The organism is Synechococcus sp. HIMB2401, assembly GCF_042883245.1.
Lineage (GTDB): Bacteria > Cyanobacteriota > Cyanobacteriia > PCC-6307 > Cyanobiaceae > Parasynechococcus.
The window spans coordinates 585,203-606,935 of the sequence record NZ_JBDJKK010000001.1 but is presented as its reverse complement, the minus strand read 5'-3'; the positions used below and the strand labels follow the sequence as shown (position 1 = coordinate 606,935).

Annotated in this window: 20 protein-coding genes; 17 read left to right on the top strand and 3 right to left on the bottom strand. The window is 59.6% G+C overall.

Going from position 1 to position 21,733, the window contains the following annotated elements; genetic code table 11:
• Window positions 1–48 precede the first annotated feature (48 nt).
• On the top strand, window positions 49–2,214 hold the full coding sequence (gene glyS, locus AAXE93_RS03730) for a glycine--tRNA ligase subunit beta (protein ID WP_390128232.1): 2,166 nt from the start codon (window positions 49–51) through the stop codon (window positions 2,212–2,214).
• A 50-nt stretch (window positions 2,215–2,264) separates the two neighbouring features.
• Window positions 2,265–2,519: a hypothetical protein gene (locus AAXE93_RS03725; protein ID WP_390128230.1), complete on the top strand. Its 255-nt coding sequence runs from the start codon at window positions 2,265–2,267 to the stop codon at window positions 2,517–2,519.
• 19 nt (window positions 2,520–2,538) lie between these two features.
• Here AAXE93_RS03725 and chlP read toward each other — a convergent pair whose 3' ends face one another.
• On the bottom strand, window positions 2,539–3,921 hold the full coding sequence (gene chlP / locus AAXE93_RS03720) for a geranylgeranyl reductase (RefSeq protein WP_114989068.1): 1,383 nt from the start codon (window positions 3,919–3,921) through the stop codon (window positions 2,539–2,541).
• Between the two features lie 108 nt (window positions 3,922–4,029).
• Here chlP and AAXE93_RS03715 point away from each other — a divergent pair, with 108 nt between their 5' ends.
• Genes AAXE93_RS03715 through ccsB form a run of 8 tightly spaced genes read left to right on the top strand, consistent with a single transcriptional unit; the run spans window position 4,030 to window position 12,858 of the window.
• Complete coding sequence (locus AAXE93_RS03715) at window positions 4,030–4,782, top strand: M15 family metallopeptidase (protein ID WP_250396815.1); 753 nt, start codon at window positions 4,030–4,032, stop codon at window positions 4,780–4,782.
• Window positions 4,779–7,310, top strand: coding sequence for a DUF3656 domain-containing protein (locus AAXE93_RS03710; protein WP_390128226.1), 2,532 nt, complete (start codon window positions 4,779–4,781; stop codon window positions 7,308–7,310). Before AAXE93_RS03715 ends, AAXE93_RS03710 begins: the two co-directional genes overlap by 4 nt.
• Before the next feature lie 57 nt (window positions 7,311–7,367).
• Window positions 7,368–9,176 (top strand): translational GTPase TypA, encoded by a 1,809-nt coding sequence (gene typA / locus AAXE93_RS03705; RefSeq protein WP_114989070.1) that lies wholly within the window; start codon window positions 7,368–7,370, stop codon window positions 9,174–9,176.
• Window positions 9,176–9,532, top strand: a complete 357-nt coding sequence (locus AAXE93_RS03700) for a DUF309 domain-containing protein (RefSeq protein ID WP_390128223.1) — start codon at window positions 9,176–9,178, stop codon at window positions 9,530–9,532. Before typA ends, AAXE93_RS03700 begins: the two co-directional genes overlap by 1 nt.
• 50 nt (window positions 9,533–9,582) lie before the next feature.
• The gene (locus tag AAXE93_RS03695; RefSeq protein ID WP_390128221.1) at window positions 9,583–10,020 is read left to right on the top strand and encodes a hypothetical protein; all 438 of its coding nucleotides are present in this window, start codon (window positions 9,583–9,585) and stop codon (window positions 10,018–10,020) included.
• Complete coding sequence (gene lptB, locus AAXE93_RS03690) at window positions 10,017–10,745, top strand: LPS export ABC transporter ATP-binding protein (protein ID WP_390128219.1); 729 nt, start codon at window positions 10,017–10,019, stop codon at window positions 10,743–10,745. The genes AAXE93_RS03695 and lptB overlap by 4 nt, the downstream gene beginning before the upstream one ends.
• A 29-nt stretch (window positions 10,746–10,774) precedes the next feature.
• Window positions 10,775–11,905, top strand: coding sequence for an LptF/LptG family permease (locus tag AAXE93_RS03685; protein WP_390128217.1), 1,131 nt, complete (start codon window positions 10,775–10,777; stop codon window positions 11,903–11,905).
• Between the two features lie 38 nt (window positions 11,906–11,943).
• The gene (gene ccsB / locus AAXE93_RS03680; protein WP_390128214.1) at window positions 11,944–12,858 is read left to right on the top strand and encodes a c-type cytochrome biogenesis protein CcsB; all 915 of its coding nucleotides are present in this window, start codon (window positions 11,944–11,946) and stop codon (window positions 12,856–12,858) included.
• An 814-nt stretch (window positions 12,859–13,672) separates the two neighbouring features.
• Here the strand turns inward: ccsB and AAXE93_RS03675 are convergent.
• Window positions 13,673–13,801, bottom strand: a complete 129-nt coding sequence (locus AAXE93_RS03675) for a hypothetical protein (protein ID WP_255477759.1) — start codon at window positions 13,799–13,801, stop codon at window positions 13,673–13,675.
• A gap of 153 nt (window positions 13,802–13,954) precedes the next feature.
• Window positions 13,955–14,638: a ribulose-phosphate 3-epimerase gene (gene rpe / locus AAXE93_RS03670; protein WP_186495494.1), complete on the bottom strand. Its 684-nt coding sequence runs from the start codon at window positions 14,636–14,638 to the stop codon at window positions 13,955–13,957.
• Between the two features lie 150 nt (window positions 14,639–14,788).
• Between rpe and glpX the strand changes: the two genes are divergently transcribed.
• From glpX to AAXE93_RS03635, 7 genes are all read left to right on the top strand, one after another.
• Entirely contained in the window at window positions 14,789–15,793 is a 1,005-nt protein-coding gene (glpX, locus tag AAXE93_RS03665; RefSeq protein ID WP_006851350.1) for a class II fructose-bisphosphatase, read from the top strand.
• A 31-nt stretch (window positions 15,794–15,824) separates the two neighbouring features.
• Entirely contained in the window at window positions 15,825–17,123 is a 1,299-nt protein-coding gene (locus AAXE93_RS03660) for a glutamyl-tRNA reductase (RefSeq protein WP_114989079.1), read from the top strand.
• A 121-nt stretch (window positions 17,124–17,244) separates the two neighbouring features.
• Window positions 17,245–18,540, top strand: coding sequence for a glucose-1-phosphate adenylyltransferase (locus AAXE93_RS03655; RefSeq protein WP_390128210.1), 1,296 nt, complete (start codon window positions 17,245–17,247; stop codon window positions 18,538–18,540).
• Window positions 18,541–18,674: 134 nt separating this feature from the next.
• A complete protein-coding gene (gene gndA / locus AAXE93_RS03650; RefSeq protein ID WP_390128208.1) occupies window positions 18,675–20,093 on the top strand; it encodes an NADP-dependent phosphogluconate dehydrogenase in 1,419 nt (472 codons plus the stop codon).
• Between the two features lie 11 nt (window positions 20,094–20,104).
• Complete coding sequence (gene pgl, locus AAXE93_RS03645; RefSeq protein WP_390128205.1) at window positions 20,105–20,818, top strand: 6-phosphogluconolactonase; 714 nt, start codon at window positions 20,105–20,107, stop codon at window positions 20,816–20,818.
• Entirely contained in the window at window positions 20,799–21,359 is a 561-nt protein-coding gene (locus AAXE93_RS03640; protein ID WP_390128202.1) for a CIA30 family protein, read from the top strand. Before pgl ends, AAXE93_RS03640 begins: the two co-directional genes overlap by 20 nt.
• 4 nt (window positions 21,360–21,363) lie before the next feature.
• Window positions 21,364–21,732, top strand: a complete 369-nt coding sequence (locus tag AAXE93_RS03635) for a hypothetical protein (RefSeq protein ID WP_390128200.1) — start codon at window positions 21,364–21,366, stop codon at window positions 21,730–21,732.
• Window position 21,733: the final 1 nt, after the last annotated feature.

The window sequence follows — 21,733 nt, the reverse complement described above, 5'->3', positions numbered from 1 at the left end:
CGTAGCGAAACGGCTTCCAATACAGTCGCTTGCGGCTCTGACCTTGGCGTGACGGCAACCTTTCTTCTGGAAATCGGCACCGAGGAGCTTCCTGCCGATTTCGTCAGGCAAGCGCTTGACCAGCTGCAGCAACGGGTGAGCCGTGATCTGCGTGAGGCAAGGCTTGGCCATGGAGCGGTGTCGGTGTTCGGCACCCCCCGGCGTCTGGTGGTCTCCGTTGCTGATCTGGAGGACCGCCAACCCGATCTTGAGGAAGACCGCAAGGGCCCTCCCGTGGCTCAGGCTTTTAAAGACGGCATCCCAGGGCCAGCGGCGATCGGTTTCGCCAAGCGCTGCGGGGTTGATCCCTCAGCACTTGAGCAACGTGACACTCCCAAGGGGCCTTGTGTCTTCGCAACCGTGCTCACCCCCGGTCAAGACTGCGTTGACCTGCTCCAGGGGCTGATCCCCCAATGGATTGATGCGTTGCAGGGTCGGCGGTTCATGCGCTGGGGCACCGGAGCCCAGCGCTTCAGCCGCCCCATCCGTTGGCTGCTGGCGCTGAAGGGTTCAGAGGTGATCCCGGTTGTGCTGGGCGGCGCTGACCCTGAGGTCCGCAGCGATCGTTTCAGCCGTGCCCACCGTCTCCATGGTGACGAGCCCCTCTCCATCGCATCAGCGGAGCAGTTTGGAGAGACCCTTGCCGCCGCTGGCGTTGTTGTCGATCGTGCGGAGCGGGCCAAACGAATTCGCACCAGCCTGGACCAGTCGGCACAGGCCGCCAACGGAACTCCCGACTGTCCGGAGTCGCTGTTTGAGGAACTGGTGGACCTGGTTGAAGACCCCAGGATTCTCGAGGGAACCATTGCTGAGCGGTTCCTGCAGCTTCCTCCGGAGGTGATCAGCACGGTGATGCAGGCCCACCAGCGTTATGTGCCGCTGCAGGTGCCTGGTCTGGAGGCTGATCCGCTCCGACTCACCGCTGAGGCTGTGCTTCGGCCCCAGTTCCTTTTGGTGGGCAATGGCCTGGCCCCGGCGTCGTCCTTGATTGTTCGCGGCAATGAACGCGTGCTTGGAGCTCGCCTGGCGGATGCTGAATTTTTCCTCGATGTTGACCGGCGTCAGTCCAGCGAATCCCGGCGTGAAGCCCTCGACCGTGTCACCTTCGCCGAAGGCCTGGGAAGTCTTCTGGACCGCTCCGAGCGAATCGAGCGGCTCACTGGCCTGCTGTTGAAGCAACTCGGTCTTGATCAGAGCGTGGTGGATGCGGCCCAGCGTGCCGCTCATTTCTGCAAGAACGATCTGGTCAGCCAGATGGTGGGTGAGTTCCCTGAACTTCAGGGCCTGATGGGGGGCAAATACCTCCTGGAGGAGGGAGAACCGCGCGATGTTGCTCTCGCTGTGGTGGAGCACTATCTGCCACGGGGAGCCGGTGATGCTCTGCCCGCAACCCCCGCGGGAGCCGTTGTGGCCTTGGCGGAACGGCTCGAGCTGCTGCTCAGCATCTTTGCCAAGGGAGAGCGACCAACCGGATCCTCCGACCCCTATGCCCTGCGGCGGGCCGGCAATGGTGTTGTGCAGATTCTCTGGGGCATGGCCTGGCGCCTCGACCTCATGGCCTTCCTCAGCAACGCCGTGGAGGAGTGGGCTGCTCTGTTCCCGGCCTTTGCGGTGGATGCCAGCCAACTGCATAACGACCTCTGTCAGCTGATGCGGCAGCGGATCGTGTCTCAATTGGAAGACGACGGCTTTGCGCCTGATCTGGTGCAGGCTGTGGCTGGTGATGCCGTCTCCAGCCAGCGTCTGCTCAGTGATCCCCTTGATGTCAAGCAGCGGATTCAACTGTTGCGTGACCTTCGGGACAGCGGTCAGCTGGATGCCGTCCAGGCGGTGGTGCAGCGGGCAGCGAAGCTTGCCGAAAAAGGTGATCTGGCACGCGATCAGCTTGTGGCCGGCGATGTGGTTGAGCCCGAACGGTTCGAGTCCGCCAGTGAGAAGGATCTGTTCGCAGCTCTCGAGCAGCTGCAGCCATTGGCTCAGCAGCGGTCGTATCAAGCCCTTGCCGATGCGCTCGTCGCGGCAACCCCGGCGCTCCAGGCCTTCTTTGATGGTGACACCAGCGTGATGGTGATGGTCGACGATGCCGCGCTGAGGCTCAATCGCCTCAACCTGTTGGCGGTCCTGCGCAATCAGGCTTCGGTCTTGGCCGAATTTGAATCGATTCAATCCAAATGAAGGCAGCCCTGGCCTCTGCGGCTAATCAGGGGCCAGCCGCTTGAGCCGCAATGTCTGATCAACAGATGACCACCACCCAGCCGCCTGTGGTGATCCGCCAGGGAGGAAATGGTCTGGGCAGCGTGATTGCGGCGCTGATCTTGGCTGCTGCCGCCGTTTACGCCATCAACGTCTGGTCGACGACCAAGAAAGAAACATCCCCCGCCAAGAGCATTGAGCAGGGGATTGAGCGGATCAAGGATGCCGCTGGCAAGGCGATTGAGTCACGCAACAGACCAGAGGCATTGTCATTGATGTTGGAGTGATGTTGAGGGCCGGCCTCCCTCAGGAGACGCCGGCCTTTTCCTTCGACTCGGAACCTTTGGAGTTCCCCTCCTTGGATTCGCCAGCCTGAGCCTTGATCTGCTGGGCCGCTTCCTCCGCCAGGAAATCACCGTCGGAACGGCCAACGGCCGAAGGAACAGGGTTGTAGACGGATGGAGCCAGAGCCTCGCCCCGGATCAGGCTGCCCAGGGTGCGGAGGGTGAGCTTGATCTGCTGCCAGGGGTTCATCATCACCACCCGTTTGTACAGGTAGCTGTCAAACGTCAGCTTCTGCACGTCCTTGTCGTCGCACATCTCGACGAAGGCTTCCCGGGCAGCGTCGTTGCGATAGAAGATCCGCTGCAGGATGTCGAGCACCGCATAGGTGGCACCGTATTTGCGGTCCCAGCGCTTGAGGTAGGTCGACTTGATCTGCTTTTCGGTGGGGATGGAGGCGCCGTTGTTGGAAATTTCCACAATCGCTTCGGCACACATCCGGCCGCTCTTGGCAGCGAAATAAATGCCTTCCCCGGAGCTCTTGGTGACGTAGCCCGCTGCATCGCCCACCAAGGCCATGCGGCCCACAACCCGGCGCGGACGGGGGTGCTCAGGAATTGGGTGGGCTTCCACCTTGATCACTTCGCCCTGGAACAGGCGCTTGTTGGCCCGCTCACGAATGCCCCTTTGCAGACCCTTGATCAGGCTCTGGTTCTGCTGCATGGTTCCCGTTCCCACGGCCACGTGGTCGTATTTGGGAAACACCCAGGCATAGAAGTCGGGAGAGACGTCTGTTCCGACGTACATCTCAGCCAGATCTTCGTAGTAAGTCATCTCCTCAGCAGGAAGCTTGATCCGTTCCTGGAAGGCGATGGCCACGTTGTAATCCCCGGCGTCCATGGCTTTCGCCACCCGGGAGTTGGCGCCATCGGCACCGATGATCAGATCCACAGCCAGAGTCTTCTGCTCACCGGTGGGGCCACCACCGCTGTAGTCGGCGTAATGAATGGTGTAAGGGCCCTGACGGTCTGCACCGGTGTCGATCTTCTGCACCAGACCGTTGATCAGAGTTGTGCCCAGATCGGCGGCGCGGTTGCGCAGGAAGGCATCGAACACCTCACGACGGCACATGCCGATGTAGGCGTTTTCGTCGTAACCGAGGGGATCGAGCTTGATGTCCACCTCCCGGTTGGAAGGGGAGATCATCTTCATGTTGCGGACCTTGCGGTCGATGATTTCGTCGGGCAGGTCGAACTCTTCGACCATGCAAAGCGGAATGGCTCCACCACAGGGTTTGGCGTTGTCGAGTTTGCGCTCGAACAGCCAGGTTTCAATTCCCGCCTTGGCCAGAATTTCGGCAGCACAGGAGCCACTTGGGCCACCGCCGATCACCGCAACTCGCAACATCTCAGCCCGTCTCCGCTGGATTGTTTTGTGAAGCTATCACTGTCACAACAACCATTGTGGGTTGAGCTGGCTGCTGCCTTTACGATCGAAACAACACGCATCAGCGCCTTGGTTCGGGCCTCCTCTGCGCGACGCATCGAGCGGGAGGACATTCCGGTCGCTCGACGAACACGGCAGCCGCGTCAACGCAAGGGAAATGGCGCAGCTGGATTGCTGTTCGGGCTTGTTCTCGTCTGTGCCGGAAGCCTGGCTGTGGTGATGCTGGTTCCCACGCTGCTGTCACGGCGCCAGCCCACGCAGAGCCTTGAGATTTCAGGCTTTCGCGAACGTCCTGACGCCGATGGCCGACTCCTGGGCCACTTCCCCTACGGAGAGGCTGACGCTGATCAACTCATCGTCTTTGAACCGGGGATCGAGCTGAATGTGAAAGCCGCCGAGGCTCTCGACACGATGATGCGTTCCGCCTTGGCTGACGGGATCGATCTGCGTCTGCTCAGTGGATTCCGCTCCCTTGCCCTCCAGGAATCGATCTTCTTTGATGTGGCCTCCGAACGGAACCAGACCGCCGAAGAGCGAGCCCAGGTGTCAGCTCCACCGGGCTACTCCGAGCACAGCACGGGTTACGCCGTCGATCTAGGCGATGGCCGTTTCCCTGAGACCAACCTCTCCCAGAGCTTTCAAGACACCGCCGCCTTTCGCTGGTTGCAGGACCATGCGGCGAGATATCACTTCGTGTTGTCCTTCCCTGAGGGCAACAAACAGGGTGTGATGTACGAGCCCTGGCATTGGCGCTATGAGGGCAATGCGGATGCGCTGCGTTTGTTCGAGCCGGCCAGTCGGTTCTCCAGGCGCGACCCTTGACCGTTCCCGAACTGCTGTCACCTGCCGGCGACTGGGCTGCGATGAAGGCGGCCGCTGCCTCCGGTGCCGATGCGGTGTATTTCGGCGTTGATGCCTTCAACGCCCGCCAGCGGGCTGAGAATTTCCGACTGCAAGACCTTCCTGAAGTGATGCAGTGGCTGCATCAGCGGGGGGTGAAGGGATTCCTCACCTTCAACGTGTTGGTGTTCAGCGATGAACTGGAGGCAGCGGCTCAGTTGCTGATCGCTGCAGATCGAGCCGGTGTGGATGCGGTGATCGTCCAGGACGTGGGGCTCTGTCGCCTGGCCCAGCGGCTGGTGCCGAATCTCTGTGTGCATGGCTCAACCCAGATGTCGATCACCAGTGCCGCGGGGATTGCCCAGGCTGCGGCGCTTGGTTGCCAGCGGGTGGTGCTGGCCCGTGAGCTGTCCCTGCGTGATCTAGAGCGACTGCAGACACAACTGGTTCAGCGGAACCTTGCGATGCCGTTAGAGGTGTTTGTGCATGGCGCCCTTTGCGTCGCCTATTCCGGTCAATGTCTGACCAGTGAATCCCTCGGGCAGCGCAGTGCCAATCGAGGTGAGTGTGCCCAGGCGTGTCGCCTGCCCTACGAAATGGTGGTGGATGGGCAACCCCACCCCCTTGAAGACCAGCGCTATCTCCTCTCGCCCCAGGATCTGGCGGCTTGGGAGCTGCTGCCGGAGTTGCAGCGCATCGGCGTGGCCAGCCTCAAGATCGAGGGGCGTCTGAAGGACGCTGCCTACGTGGCTGCCGTCACCGACGCCTATCGCCAGCGCCTGGATCAAACCCCCGCTTCGGCGCCGCAGGTGCAACGCCAGCTTGAGCTGGCATTTTCCCGAGGCCTTTCCACCGGCTGGCTTGAAGGGGTGAACCATCGCCGTTTGGTGCATGGCCGCTGGAGCAAGAAGCGGGGCCCGCTGCTGGGGCAGTTGCTACGGGTGGAGCGGGGTGGTTGGTTGCATCTGCGCAGCCGGGAACAGCTGCATCCCGGGCAGGGCCTTGTGCTGGAACAACTGTCGTCCGATCCTCTGCAGCCGCCTCGGGAGATCGGTGGCCGGATCATGGCGTGTGAGCGGATGGGCGACGAACGCTGGAAGCTGCGCCTGGGGCCCGATCGTGTGGATGGCTCTGGCTTGAGACCTGGCGCCTCGGTTTGGCTCACCAGTGATCCCGATTGGCAGTCACGTTGGCAGCGTGCCGCCCGTCGCACGGTGGAGGTTCGGTCCAGGGATCTGGCGCTGCGGGTGTCCGGTCGGCTGGATGCACCGCTGGAGTTGCAGGTGCTGGAGCCCCAGGGATTTGAGCTGAAGCTCTGCAGCACCATGCCGCTCCAGAGTGCTTCGCAGCGCCCCTTGGACCGGGAACGGCTTGAGCAGCAATTGGGACGCCTGGGGGGAACCGGTTGGTCGCTTCAGCATTTGGAGATCGAACTGGAGGGCGATCTTTTTCTGCCCGTGGCGGAACTGAACCGAATGCGCAGGGCTCTGCTGGAGCAGTTGGAGGCCACAGGGGACTGCAGCACCGATTCAGGGCCTGTCCCTGCAGCCACCAAAACGGCAGACCCAACGAAGCTGCTGGCTCAGATGTGCCCACCAGCTGTCGCTCCCCTCAGCGAGACCAAGCCAGGCTTGGTGGTGCTGGTGCGAAGCCTGGAGCAGCTGCAGGCCTTGGTGGATCTCTCCGGCACGGACCTGCCGATTCGCTCGGTGGTGGCGGATCTCGAGCAGCCTCGGGAGCTGCGGGAAGCGGTGGCGATCGGTCGAGGCTGCTGGCCGGAGGGTGTATGGCTGGCCGGTGCACGGATCACACGGCCGGATGAACGCTGGTCGCTTGAGCCACTGATTCGGGCCCGTCCTGACGGTTTCCTGGTGCGAAATGCCGATCAGCTGGAGGTGCTGACGCCGCTGGCCCCCTGCATTGGTGACTTTTCCCTCAACACCGCCAACCCCCTGAGTTTCCACTGGTATCGCGACCATTGGGCGCTGCAGCAGCTCACGGCCAGTTACGACCTCAACCTTCAGCAACTGCTGGATCTGGCCGCCGCCGTTGATCCAGTGCTGCTGGAGGTCACTCTGCACCAGCACATGCCGTTGTTCCACATGGAGCATTGCCTGTTCTGTGCATTCCTCTCGGATGGCAAGGACCACACCGATTGCGGTCGTCCCTGTGAGAAGCACCACGTCACCCTGCGGGATCGCAGTGGCGTTGAACATCCCCTGCGGGCTGATCTGGGTTGTCGGAACACTCTTTTCAATGGCACGGCGCAATCGGGCGTTGAAGCGCTTCCGTCGCTGCTGCGGGCAGGCGTGCGCAGGATCCGGCTCGAACTTCTCGATGAGGATGCCGCTGCGACGCACCGGCGCGTCAGCCTTTACGCCGAGGCTCTGGCGGGTCGGATGGCCACCCAGGAGGTCTGGTCCCAGGAGCAGATCCACCACCAGCTGGGCGTCACCCGCGGCAGCCTGCGCAGCAAGGGTCCGGAGCGCACCAGTCGATTCTCACGTTGAGATAACCTGTCGCACTGCGCCTTTGGCGTTCTTCACAAATACTTACGGTCAGCCCGCATGAGCGCCAACAACAAGGCGATCCGCAACATCGCGATCATCGCCCACGTTGACCACGGCAAGACGACTCTGGTCGATTCGCTGTTGGCGCAGTCAGGAATTTTCCGCGACAACGAGGCCGTCCCCACCTGTGTGATGGACTCCAACGACCTGGAGCGTGAGCGGGGCATCACGATCCTGTCGAAAAACACGGCTGTTACCTACAACGACACCCGGATCAACATCGTTGACACCCCTGGTCACGCCGATTTCGGTGGAGAAGTGGAGCGGGTGCTGGGCATGGTTGACGGTTGCCTGCTGATCGTGGATGCCAACGAGGGGCCGATGCCCCAGACCCGTTTTGTGCTGAAGAAGGCCCTCGAGCAGGGCCTGCGTCCGATCGTGTTCGTCAACAAGATCGACCGGGCCCGGGTGGATCCCGAGACCGCCGTCGACAAGGTGCTCGACCTCTTCATCGAACTCGGCGCTGACGATGATCAGTGCGATTTCCCCTACCTGTTCGGCAGCGGTCTCGGAGGCTTCGCCAAGCCCGACATGAAGACCGACAGCGACAACATGCGTCCGCTGTTCGATGCCATCCTGCGCCACGTTCCGCCCCCGGTTGGTGATCCGGAGAAGCCCCTCCAGCTGCAAATCACCACCCTTGACTATTCCGACTTCCTCGGCCGGATCATCATTGGTCGCGTTCACAACGGAAAAATCAAGCAGGGGCAGAACGCTGCGCTGATCAAGGACGACGGCAGCATCAAGAAGGGCCGCATCAGCAAGCTGCTGGGCTTCGAGGGTCTGCAGCGCGTCGAGATCGAAGAGGCGTCTGCCGGTGATCTGGTGGCCGTGGCTGGCTTTGACGACGTCAACATCGGCGAAACCATCGCCTGCCCCGATGAGCCCACCGCTCTGCCGCTGATCAAGGTGGATGAGCCCACCCTGCAGATGACCTTCGTCGTCAACGATTCACCCTTTGCGGGTAAGGAAGGCAAGTTCGTCACCAGCCGTCAGGTGCGTGACCGCCTGCAGCGTGAGTTGCTCACCAACGTTGCCCTACGTGTGGAAGACACCGATTCACCGGACCGTTTTGCGGTGAGTGGTCGCGGTGAGCTGCACCTCGGCATCCTGATCGAGACCATGCGCCGTGAGGGCTATGAGTTCCAGGTGTCCCAGCCGCAGGTGATTTACCGCACCATCGATGGCACCCCCTGCGAGCCGGTGGAAACCCTGGTGATGGATGTGCCTGAACCAGCGGTGGGCAGCTGCATCGAAAAACTGGGCACCCGCAAGGGCGAGATGCAGAACATGGAAACCAGCGCTGATGGCCGCACCCAGCTGGAGTTCATCGTTCCCTCCCGCGGTCTGATCGGTTTCCGCGGTGAATTCATCCGGGCCACCCGCGGCGAAGGAATCATGAGCCATTCCTTCTATGAATACCGGCCGATGATGGGTGAATTCGACACCCGCCGGAACGGTGTGCTGATCGCCTTCGAAGAGGGAACAGCAACGTTCTATGCCCTCAAGAATGCCGAGGATCGCGGCCAGTTTTTCATCAGCCCGGGCACCAAGGTCTACAAGGGAATGATCATCGGGGAATACAACCGGCCTCAAGACCTCGAGATCAACGTCTGCAAGACCAAGCAGCTCACCAACATGCGTTCCGCGGGCGCTGAGGAACTGGACACGCTCCAAGCACCGGTCCAGATGACGCTGGAGCGCGCGCTGGAATACATCGGTCCCGATGAGATGCTCGAAGTCACCCCCGAGTCAATCCGTCTGCGCAAACTTCCCGGCAAGAAGCCGGCCAAGTCCAAGCGCTGATGCCTCAGGCGGACCCTCGCTTTCAGCAGGGTGTGGAGCTCTTCAATGCGGGTGAGTGGTACGCCGCTCATGATCTGTTTGAGGAGCTCTGGCATGAAACAGCTGATCCGGAACGGCGCAGCCTTCAGGGGATCCTGCAGGTGGCGGTAGCCCAGTTGCACCTGCAACGGGGCAACCGGCGGGGTGCCACGATTCTTTTCGGTGAAGCTCTGGGTCGTCTCAAACGTCCGGGAACACCGGATCTTGGCGTGGATCTTGCGTCTCTGTGCCGTGCTGCGCAACAGCGGCTCGAGGCGCTTCAGCAGGAGCGGGATCCCGAGTCATGCACTGTCCCTGTTCTTGAGTTCATGCGCTGAAGCGCCGGTAATGTCGACGAACTTGGGCAGGTGGTGTGGCAGTGAAAGCAATGCTCCGTTTCCGGAGGCTTCTTTTAGCTCTGCCCCTTCTCATCGTCCTGTGGCCCCAGGTGGCGGCCCAGGCTCAGCAAACGGCTGACGCAGGCGTTATCACGATTGAATCTGATCTTCAATCGGCCGACAACGCCACCGGTGTGATCACCGCCAGCGGCAATGTTCGCTTGGTGCACGCCGGTCGTGGTTTGGTGGCCACCAGCCGACAGGCCCAGTACTTCACGGAGGAAGACCGGATTTTGCTGAGTGGTGATGTGGATGTGATCCAGGCTGATGGCAACCAGCTCAGCGCTGATCGCTTCACCTATTTGCTGGACGAAGGTCGTGCGATTGCCAGCCCTGTTCCCGGCCAACAGGTGTTCAGTCAGTGGTCGCTTACTCCCAGTCAACCCGTGTTCGAGGTTCAGGCCGAGACCAACCCGGTGACTCCATGACCCTGGAACTGTCGAATGTCTCGATCACCCTTGGGGGCCGCCAGTTGGTGAAGGGCTTGGATCTGAAGCTTGCCCCCGGCGAGGTGGTCGGCCTTCTCGGTCCCAATGGAGCTGGAAAAACCACCACCTTCAACCTGGTAATTGGTTTGCTCTCCCCTGATCAGGGCGATGTCACCGTGAACGGTGAGCGGGTCACCCATCTGCCCATGCCGGAGCGAGCCCGGCTTGGTGTGGGTTACTTGCCCCAGGAAGCCAGTGTGTTTCGCAATCTCACGGTGCGTGAAAACCTTGATATCGCCCTTGAACAGACAGATCTCAGTTCCGAGCAGCGTCGCGATCGGCGCCAGCAGTTGATCGAGGACTTTCACCTCGGCGCGTTCATCAACCGTCTTGGTTTCCAACTCTCCGGGGGGGAACGTCGCCGTTGCGAAGTGGCCAGGGCACTGGCCTCGGGTGCCAACGGACCGACGTATCTGCTTTTGGATGAACCCTTTGCCGGCGTCGACCCCCTTGCGGTGGCGGATCTGCAGCAGCTGATCGAGGGGTTGCGCTCCCGGGGCATGGGGATTCTGATCACCGATCACAACGTGCGCGAAACCCTGGCCACCACTGATCGGGCATACATCCTCAACGATGGTGCGGTGTTGGCCGCAGGACGTTCCGAGGAAGTGGCAGCTGATCCACAGGTGCGTCGTTATTACCTCGGCGAGGGATTCCAACTGTGATTTTGGATCGTCTCAAACGGGCCACCTGGATGCGCCTTGATCTTCTGGATCGTTGGTTGCTCAAGGAGCTTCTTGGTCCGCTTCTGTTCTTCATTGCCCTGTTCACCCTGTTGCTGCTTACGGGTGGCGTGATGTTTGAACTGGTGCGGCAGATGGTCGACAAGAACCTGCCGATCACGATCGCGGCTCAGGTGTTGTTTTTGAGCATCCCGCGTTGGTTGGCTTTCTCTGTTCCGATCGGAACGCTGATGGCATCTTTGTTCGTGTTCACCCGCCTGTCCGCAAACAACGAACTCACCGCCCTGCGTAGCCTCGGCATCACCACAAAGAGGATTATCAGTGCCGCCATCGCCCTCTCGATGGCGATGACCCTGTTCACCTTCGTCTTGAACGATGTGGTCGTGCCCCGCAGTGAGCGTTATGCAGAAGTCAATTTAAAGCGGGGTTTGGGCCAAGCTATAGCTAATAAAACAGGAGAAGACATTATTTACCCTCGATTTGGTAGGCGTACTGGAATAGATGGAAAGTCGGCAGACAGAGGCTTATTACAACTGTTTTATTCAAGGAAATTTCAGGATGGTCAAATGAAAGATGTAACGGTGCTCGACTTCTCTAGATCCGGCATAACGCACTTATTGCGAGCTGATCGTGCTATCTGGAATGAGGATCAGGCTGGTTGGGATTTCCTGGATGGACACATACTCACTTTGATGGCTAATGGAAGCTCTACCAAGGCCGATTTCGAACGTTATATGTATCCTCTTAACTCAGCTCCTCAGCGCCTGGCAGGAATTGAAGAAGATGCGGTCAACATGACCGTTGCTGAAGCCCTGCAGGCCCAAAGGGTTTACGAAGAGGCCGGCAGCATCAAGGAAGCCCGCAAAATCCGTGTGCGGATTCAGGAGAAGTTCACCGTTCCGATGGCCTGTCTGGTGTTTGGCTTGTTTGGAGCCACCCTCGGTGCTCAGCCCAGTTATAGAAGCAGCCGTAGTTTCGCTTTTGTGCTCACCCTCGGCATCATCGCTGTCTATTACGTGATTGGTTTCAGCTTCAGTTCCCTTGGGGTGAAGGGGACTCTGCCACCGATCCTGGCGGCCTGGCTGCCTGTGATGTTGTCTCTCGGGGCGGGTGGACTGTTGCTGAAACAGGCCAGTCGCTGATTTGCCGAGGCAGAATCGCGGTGTCTTCGGGAAATGGTGTGCTGAACACGCCTTTTGAGCTTGTCACCAGCCTTGGTTTCGCTGGCTTTGTGTTGCTGCTGCTGGCCATGCCCCTCGCTTTCTGGGCGGTGTCCAGCCAGTCCCGTGCTGGCTTGGTTCGGCTTCTGGTGGCCGTCGCCAACCTTCTGTTCACGGCTCAGCTTGTTTTGCGTTGGTGGCAATCTGGCCACTTCCCGATCAGCAACCTCTACGAATCCCTGTGCTTTCTTGCCTGGGCTTGCACCCTCACCCAGCTGCTGGTGGAACGGGCCTGGCCATCTCCGATCGTGGCGGCTGCGGCCACTCCCATGGGCCTTGGTTGCATTGCCTTCGCCAGCTTTGCCTTGCCCGATCAATTGCAGTCAGCGGCTCCTCTGGTTCCTGCCCTTCGCTCCAGCTGGTTGGTCATGCATGTGAGCGTGATCATGGTGAGTTACGCCGCTCTGCTGGTGGGATCGCTGCTCTCTCTTGCAGTTTTGGTCACCGATCGCGACCAATCCCTGGAACTCAGGAGCAGTTCCATTGGCAGTGGTGGATTTCGTCAGGCGGCCTCAATCGCGAATGGTGGTTCTGTTCAGCTGCAATCGGTTCAGCTGAGCACCAATGAACAACTCGACAGCCTCAGTTACCGCACGATCACGGTTGGGTTCTTGATGCTCACGGTGGGTATCGTGAGTGGTGCTGTTTGGGCGAATGAAGCCTGGGGCAGCTACTGGAGCTGGGATCCCAAGGAAACCTGGGCCTTGATCTGTTGGCTGGTTTATGCCGCTTATCTGCACACCCGCCTCAGCCGCGGTTGGCAGGGCCGACGCCCGGCTCTTGTTGCCGTTGTTGGTCTTGTGGTGATCGCTGTTTGCTACATCGGTGTCAATCTGCTGGGCATTGGTTTGCACAGCTACGGCTGGTTTTTCTGAACTCCAGTTAACAACGAGGCATGCTCTCTAACCAAGTTTTCGCCCTCGGATGAGTGATTGATCTCCCTGTCCAGATACCCCATCTCAGGGATCTTTCACTATGAACAGCATCGTGTAGATGTGTGCCTGGTAGCGCAAGTTTTGGCCACTAGGGAATCAAGGCCCGGTAAGAGGGAATAAATAAACGACCGCGGGAGCTTCGACTTATTGAGATGAGCGATGCGGGATCGTTTGTTGGGAGGTTTCGCTCTCTTCTGCTTCAGAGCGCAGATAACGCTTCCGCTGCGCTGATTCCAGGCCAGACAGCAAGACAGCTCGTCTTGAAGGTGCGACCCGCTGAGGCCGATCAAGACCCCGAAGCAGTGGATGGATGCCTCGTCTGCTCATGCTGTTCTCCCAGTTATGCGTGAATCTCGCGCCGTGACCTGTGGTCCATCGCGTGACTGAATAATTCCATGATCTTCAGTCTTGTTTTGTGATCCACGTCACTGATTGGCGTGATGCCCTTCCAAGTTGTTGTTGGCTTTTCAGGACATGCATCAAGCCAACGGGCAAAAAGGAAGGCCACCCCTGCAAAGGGATGGCCTAAACCTTGTTGGCGTTCTTTGAAGCTGAACGAAGCGTCTGGCTGTATGGCTTGTCAGACCAGTCAGGCAGCTTCTAGATCTTGCTCAGTTGGACCGTCGTCACGCATTGGACGCCTCCGACTTCGACTCTCCCAGTCTCCTCCAAAGGAGCTGCTTTGATCATCCGTATTTCAACTCAGCCGCAGGGAAGAGAGCCTGGGCCTGCCCGATGCGCAAAGTCAACGGAACTATTGAGCAAGATGTTGAAGGACTGCACCGATATTCATGCTTCCTTTGAGATATCCGGCAAAAGCCAATGCGATCACACCAGCATTAAGCGCCAGGAAGGCGGCAACCAATTTGACGTCATCATTCATCCATTGATTATCGGAGGCTTGTTCGCATCACTGTGGCCACCAAATCTTTGGAGATGATGAAACTGTTCAAGCGCTGGGTTCTTGCTTGAAGTGCTCATAAAAAAAGCCCGGCATGGCTGCCAGGCTTTTGGTGTTCAGCTGATGGTCTGCTGATCAGGCAAGAACAGCTTCCTTGCTGCTGCTGTTGCGGATGCCCTTGATCGCTTCGGCGTAATCGGGCTGGTTGAACACACCGGAGCCGGACACAATCGCGTTGGCACCTGCTTCGATCACCTTCCAGGCATTGCCTGCTTTGATGCCGCCATCCACTTCGATCCAGGGATCGAGACCCTTTTCGTCGCAAATTCGGCGCAGGTCGCGAATTTTCTGAACCTGGTTTTCAATGAAGCTCTGCCCCCCGAAACCGGGGTTCACGCTCATGATCAGCACCAGATCGCAGAGCTCGAGGCAGTACTCGAGGGTGTCGATCGGTGTTGATGGGTTCAGAACTGCACCTGCTTTTTTGCCCAGGTCCTTGATTTGAGCCAGGTTGCGGTGCAGATGAGGGCAGGCTTCAACCTGCACGGAAATGATGTCGGCACCGGCTTTGGCGAAGTCGGGGACGTACTTCTCCGGCTCAACGATCATCAGGTGAACGTCCAGGGGCTTCTGGGTCACCGGCCGCAGCGCCTCAACAATCAGCGGTCCAATGGTGATGTTCGGAACAAAGCGGCCGTCCATCACATCCACATGGATCCAATCCGCACCGGCTTCGTCCACGGCTTTCACTTCTTCGCCGAGGCGTGCGAAGTCAGCCGACAGGATTGACGGCGAGATCACCAGGGGCTTGGTGCTCATGGATGAGGAGCGCGAAGTGCCGGGAGATTTTAGGGACTCCTGCAACCACTGATACAGTGAGCCGCGCTCAGACGTCGAGATCCACTGCGGCGACGGCCAACTGCCCGTCCAGGAGATCTCGCCAACCCGTCCCACCTCATCCGGAGTCCCGTGGATCAGACCCTCATTCAGGAAATTCTCGAGATCGTCGAGCAGGCCGCCATCGCTTCCGCCTCGCTCTCCGGCAAAGGCCTGAAGGATGAAGCCGATGCATTGGCTGTTGATGCCATGCGCAAGCGCATGAATCAGATCCAGATGCAGGGCCGCATCGTGATCGGAGAGGGGGAACGTGATGAAGCCCCAATGCTCTACATCGGAGAAGAGGTCGGCACCGGCACCGGCCCCGGCGTTGACTTTGCTGTTGACCCTTGCGAAGGCACCAACCTCTGCGCCTTCAACCAGCGCGGCTCCATGGCTGTTCTCGCCGCTTCCGACCGTGGCGGTCTGTTCAACGCCCCCGACTTCTACATGAAGAAGCTGGCTGCTCCTCCGGCAGCCAAGGGCAAGGTGGACATCCGCAAATCAGCCACTGAAAACATCAAGATCCTCAGCGAGTGCCTGGGTCTCCCCGTCGACGAGTTGAACATCGTGGTGATGGATCGCGCCCGTCACAAGGACCTGATCGCTGAGATCCGTGCCACCGGCGCTCGCATCCAGCCCATCTCCGATGGAGACGTTCAGGCCGCTATCGCCTGCGGTTTCGCTGGTACCGGAACCCACTGCCTGATGGGCATCGGTGCTGCCCCTGAAGGTGTGATCTCCGCCGCTGCCATGCGCGCTCTTGGTGGTCACTTCCAGGGCCAACTGGTGTATGACCCTGCGATTGCTCAGACCTCCGAGTGGGCAGACATGACCAAAGAGGGCAACCTGGCGCGTCTCGCTGAGATGGGCATCGCCGATCCCGACAAGGTCTATGAAGCTGAGGAGCTGGCCTGCGGTGAGCATGTTTGTTTCGCTGGCAGCGGCATCACGGATGGTCTGCTCTTTGATGGCGTTAAGTTCGAAAAGGACTGCACCCGCACAAGCAGCCTGGTGATCAGCAACCTGGACAACACCTGCCGCTTCACCAACACCGTGCACATCAAAGACGGCGCCCAGAGCATCGCTCTGAGCTGATCGTCATCAACTGGTTGAGAGGAACGTCTTCATGCATATCTCCGTCGTCGGCCTCAGTCATCGGACGGCACCGGTGGAGATCCGGGAACGGCTCAGCATCCCTGAGCAGACCATGGAGACGTCCCTTCAATCCCTCCGCGGCAATGAGCAGGTGCTCGAGGCATCGATCCTCAGCACCTGCAACCGCCTTGAGATTTACACCCTGGTCCGCAATCCGGACCTCGGCGTGTCTGCTGTCAGCGACTTCCTCAGCAGCCACTCCGGTCTTGAAACAGGGGAGCTGACGCCCCACCTGTTCAGTTACCACCACGAAGATGCTGTCGACCACCTGATGCGGGTGGCAGCGGGTCTCGACAGCCTTGTGCTGGGGGAAGGTCAAATTCTCTCCCAGGTGAAAAAAATGATGCGGCTCGGCCAGGAGCACAAATCCCTGGGTCCGATCCTGAACCGCTTGCTCACCCAGGCTGTTTCCACCGGCAAACGGGTGCGCAGTGAAACCAACCTCGGAACGGGTGCTGTTTCGATCAGCTCAGCTGCAGTTGAGCTCGCCCAGCTCAAGCTCGGTCAATCCCGAGGTCTGGATCAACTGGTCACCCTGGAAAGCGAGCAGATCGCCGTTGTTGGTGCAGGGCGCATGAGCCGTCTGTTGCTCCAGCACCTTCAGGCCAAAGGTGCCTCGGGTGTTGTGCTGCTCAACCGCACCGTTGAACGGGCCGAGCAGCTGTCGGCTGATTTCCCTGATCTTCCTGTTCAGTGCAGGCCGCTTACGGATCTGGATCAGTACCTGAGCACCTGCTCGCTGATGTTCACCAGCACCGCCGCCGATGATCCGATCATTGATGCCGCACGTCTGGCTCCTCTGAACCGGCGCAGCAAGCTGCGCTTGATTGATATCGGTGTGCCGCGCAACATCGCTGCGGATGCTGCCGATGTGGACGGCGTTGAATCCCACGATGTGGACGACCTGCAAGAGGTCGTTGCCCGTAACCAGGAAGCCCGTCAGGCTATGGCCCGCGAGGCTGAGCAGTTGCTTCAGCAAGAAGCGCAGCAGTTCCTCGAGTGGTGGGACAGCCTTGAGGCTGTGCCGACCATCAACCAGCTGCGCTCTTCGATGGAGTCGATCCGTTCGGAGGAACTCCAGAAAGCCCTCAGCCGAATGGGACCTGATTTCTCAGCCCGGGAACGCAAGGTTGTCGAAGCGTTGAGCAAAGGAATTATCAACAAAATCCTCCACACGCCGGTGACCCAACTGCGGGCTCCCCAGACCCGTCAGGATCGCCAACAGGCCCTCCGAATTGTCGAACGACTGTTCGATTTGGAAGCTTCTTGAGCTGTTGAGCGATTCAGTCGCGATCTGAATCCCAGTAATCTCGACTGATTCTTCCGAAAGACGGTTGCGAAGCCAAAAACTCCGGTAAGTTCTTGCGGCAACGCCGATTTGGGACAGCGGCATGAAGCGGGTCTTGGCCATCATTCTGGGCGGCGGTGCAGGCACGCGCCTGTATCCGCTCACAAAAATGCGCGCCAAGCCGGCCGTCCCTCTGGCAGGCAAATATCGACTGATTGATATTCCGATTAGCAACTGCATCAACTCCGACATCAACAAGATGTACGTGATGACGCAGTTCAACAGTGCGTCACTGAACCGTCACCTCAGTCAGACCTTCAATCTCAGTAATTCCTTTGGTGGCGGTTTTGTTGAGGTGCTCGCAGCTCAGCAAACCCCCGACAGTCCCACTTGGTTTGAAGGCACTGCAGACGCTGTACGCAAATACCAGTGGTTGTTCCAGGAATGGGATGTTGATGAATACCTGATCCTTTCCGGCGACCAGCTCTACCGGATGGATTACAGCCTCTTCATCGAGCACCACCGCCGCTCAGGTGCTGATCTCACCGTTGCTGCCCTTCCCGTTGATCCCAAGCAGGCAGAGGCTTTCGGTCTGATGCGGACCGATGAAAACGGCTCGATCAAGGAGTTCCGCGAGAAGCCCAAGGGTGATTCGCTGCTGGAGATGGCTGTCGACACCTCTCGCTTCGGCCTCAGTGCCGATTCAGCCAAAAAAAGGCCCTATCTGGCCTCGATGGGCATTTACGTTTTCAGCCGTCAGACCCTCTTTGATCTACTCGACAAGCATCCCGGGCACAAGGATTTCGGCAAGGAGATCATTCCCGAGGCTCTCGCGAGGGGCGACAAGCTTCAGAGCTATGTGTTCGACGACTACTGGGAAGACATCGGCACCATCGGTGCGTTCTATGAAGCCAACCTCGCCCTGACACAACAACCCACGCCCCCCTTCAGCTTCTACGACGAGAAATTCCCCATCTACACCCGTCCTCGCTATCTGCCCCCCAGCAAGCTGGTTGACGCCCAGATCACCAACTCGATTGTTGGCGAAGGCTCGATCCTGAAGTCCTGCAGCATCCACCACTGTGTTCTCGGGGTACGCAGTCGAATTGAAAGTGACTGCGTGCTTCAGGACACGCTGGTGATGGGGGCCGACTTCTTCGAATCTCCAGACGAACGTGCTGTCTTGAAAGAGCGCGGAGGCATTCCTCTTGGCGTGGGCAAGGGCACCACGGTGAAACGCGCCATCCTCGACAAGAACACCCGCATTGGTTCGGGTGTCTCGATCATCAACAAGGACAACGTGGAAGAAGCCGACCGTTCCGATCAGGGGTTCTACATCCGCAACGGCATTGTGGTGGTTCAGAAAAACGCCACCATCGCTGATGGAACGGTGATCTGAGGGCAGCAATCGTTTTCAGGAATGAGCCGACGTCTTTCCGCTGATGGCTCATTCCTGACATTTATTGGTTTATTTGCGGTCGAGACCAGGCGAGATCAACACACTGAGATCAGTCCTCAGTGGTCCTGCAGGCCATGTCCAAGTCTCACTTCGGCCTCATCGGTCTTGGCGTGATGGGCGAGAACCTCGTCCTGAATGCGGAACGCAATGGTTTTTCCAGCGTTGTCTACAACCGCACCTACGCCAAAACCGAAGACTTCCTCCAGGGGCGTGGCAAGGACAAGAACATTCAGGGCGCCACTGACCTCGAAGATTTCGTTGGCAAGTTGGAACGCCCCCGCCGGATTTTGATGATGGTGAAGGCGGGGCCCGCCGTCGATGCCGTTGTTGATCAGCTCTCCCCCTATCTCGAAGAAGGCGATCTGCTGATTGATGGAGGCAACTCCGACTACCACGACACCGAACGTCGGGTGAAGCAACTCGAGAGCAAGAGCTTCGGTTTCATCGGTATGGGTGTGTCCGGTGGCGCCAAAGGTGCCCTGGAGGGGCCGAGCATGATGCCCGGAGGAACCAAGACCTCCTACGAGGCCATCGAGAGCCTTGTGAACAAGATGGCGGCTCAGGTCGAAGACGGACCTTGCGTGACCTACATCGGTCCCGGCGGGTCAGGACACCTGGTGAAGACCGTCCACAACGGGATCGAATACGGCATTGAGCAGATCCTTGCCGAGGGCTACGACCTGATGAAGCGGGTCAAAGGAATGACCGGTGTGCAGATGGCCGACGTTCTCGGTCAATGGAACGCCACAGAAGAGTTGTCGTCGTATCTGGTGGAAATCACCGAGGTGTGTCTCCGCACTAAGGATCCCGTCGATGGCACTGATCTGGTGGAAAAAATCACCGATCAGGCTGGCCAGAAGGGCACGGGCCTCTGGACCGTGGTGACAGCGCTGCAGATGGGTGCCTCTGTTCCCACCATCTATGCCTCTCTCAATGCAAGGGTGATGAGCTCGATGAAGCCCCAACGCGTGGCGGCCGAATCGATCCTCAAAGGACCAACCATCAAGGACTTTGACCTGGGAACGCCTGACGATGCCATGGCTCCGCTGATGGATGCCACGGTGCTGAGCTGCATCGCCAGTTATGCCCAGGGCATGGAGCTTCTGCGAATCGCCTCCCAGGACCTCGACTATGAACTCCACATGCCGTCGATCGCTCAGATCTGGAAGGGTGGCTGCATCATTCGGGCCCGTCTGCTGAAGCGCATTCAGGATGCTTTCCACGCGGATCCCCAGCTGCCCAACCTGATGGTTGATCCTTGGTTCGCTGAACAGATCAACCGACGGCTTCCCGGACTGGCTCAAGTGGTGGCCGGTGCTGCCGAGGCCGGCATTCCCGTTCCCTGCTTCAGCAGCACCCTCGACTACATCAACAGCTACCGCTCCGGTCGCCTTCCTCAGAACCTGGTTCAGGCGATGCGCGATTGCTTCGGCTCCCACACCTACCAAAGGGTCGACAAGGAGGGCACGTTCCACACCGAATGGCTCAGCTGAGTGATTGAGCGATGACCAACTACCGCATCGAGCGGGCGAAGGATCCTCAGGACCTCGCCCGTCAGGCCTGTGAAACTGTTGCCGCCCAAATTGATCTGGCCTTGGATCAACGGGACCGCTGCCAGATCGCTCTCTCCGGCGGGAGCACCCCCGCCAGTGCCTACTCCCTGCTCGGTCAGGAACGGTTGCCCTGGGACCGGGTGGACGTTGTGCTGGGTGACGAGCGCTGGGTGGCTGCCGACGATGCGTCCAGCAACGCCGGCATGCTGCGCCGCACCCTTCTCGCACCCGGGCCTGGAGCTTCAGCTGCTTTTCATCCCGTGCCCACCGTGGAACTGGAGAGCCCTGAGGCCAGTGCCCAGGCTTTTGCTGACCAGCTTTCTCGGCTGTGCTCAGGAGCACCACCGGTGTTCGATGTGATGCTGCTGGGCCTGGGGGATGACGGCCACACCGCATCCCTGTTCCCCGGCACCGAGGCTCCAGCGGTGCTGGATCGCTGGACGACCATCGGGCGCGGCAAGGGGTTGGATCGCATCACCATGACGGCTCCTGTGCTTAGTGCCGCCCGTCAGGTGATCTTCCTCGTCAGTGGTGCCGGTAAACAGGAGGCCCTCCGGCGACTGGTCGATCCCTCCGAATCCTCCGATCGCACTCCCGCTCGGCTGGTTCAACCTGCTAGTGATGTGCTGATCCTTGCTGATCAGGATGCAGCCGCCGGCCTCTGAACAGATCCTTTTCCAGGGCAGCGACTTTGCTGACTGGGCCAGCCTGAACGACACGATCATGGGCGGCCGATCCCGTGCCGGTTGCCGCGTGACCCCCGAAGGACTCGTGCTGGACGGGGAGCTGGTGGAGACCGGCGGTGGTTTCGTGAGCTGCCGCTCCCCTCGCCTGCAGCCCCCGCTCGATCTGTCCCCTTATTCAGCACTTCAGCTGGATGTTGAGGGTGAGGGACGCACCCTGAAGATTGCCCTTGGTTGCCGGGATGGAGCCATGGGACTCACGGAACTGATTCCCGGTGGTCTCCGCTGGGTGGTGGATGTTGCGACCAAACCGTCCGGTTTGACCCCTGTTGTGGTGCCATTCGCCGACCTCAGACCCACGGTGCGTGCCAAGCCCGTTGGCTTACCGCTGCGCTTCGATCCCAGTGGCATCACCCGCATTCAGGTGTTGCACTCGAAATTCGGTGATGCTGGGGATCTCAATCCGGGTTTTCGCGCTGGCTCCATCCGGGTGCTGATCCGTTCAATCCGCGCCTTGCCCTGAGTCCATGGACCTTCTGGTGTTGATTGCCAAGGCGGCTGACGTTTGCCTCAAGCCCTGGAGCCATGCTGTTGTTCTGATCGATCCTTCGGCTCCAGAACAAATCGACGATCTGCACGTGCGGATTGAATGCCGTGATGGCGACGGCCAGCGTTGCTCTGATCAGGATCTTGAACTGGAGATCTATCGGAGTGGCGACGAGATCAATCTGATGCTGAGCTGGTGGGACCAACCGGAACGTCCGATGCTCTGGCACGGGCGCCATCCGGTCTGGATGGATGGCGCATCTGGGCAGCGCTGTGCGGCACCGCAGGATGCCGCCCCTCTGGAGGCCTTGAGTCGGCGCCTACGGGCTCTGGTGCAACCGGCTCTTTGAC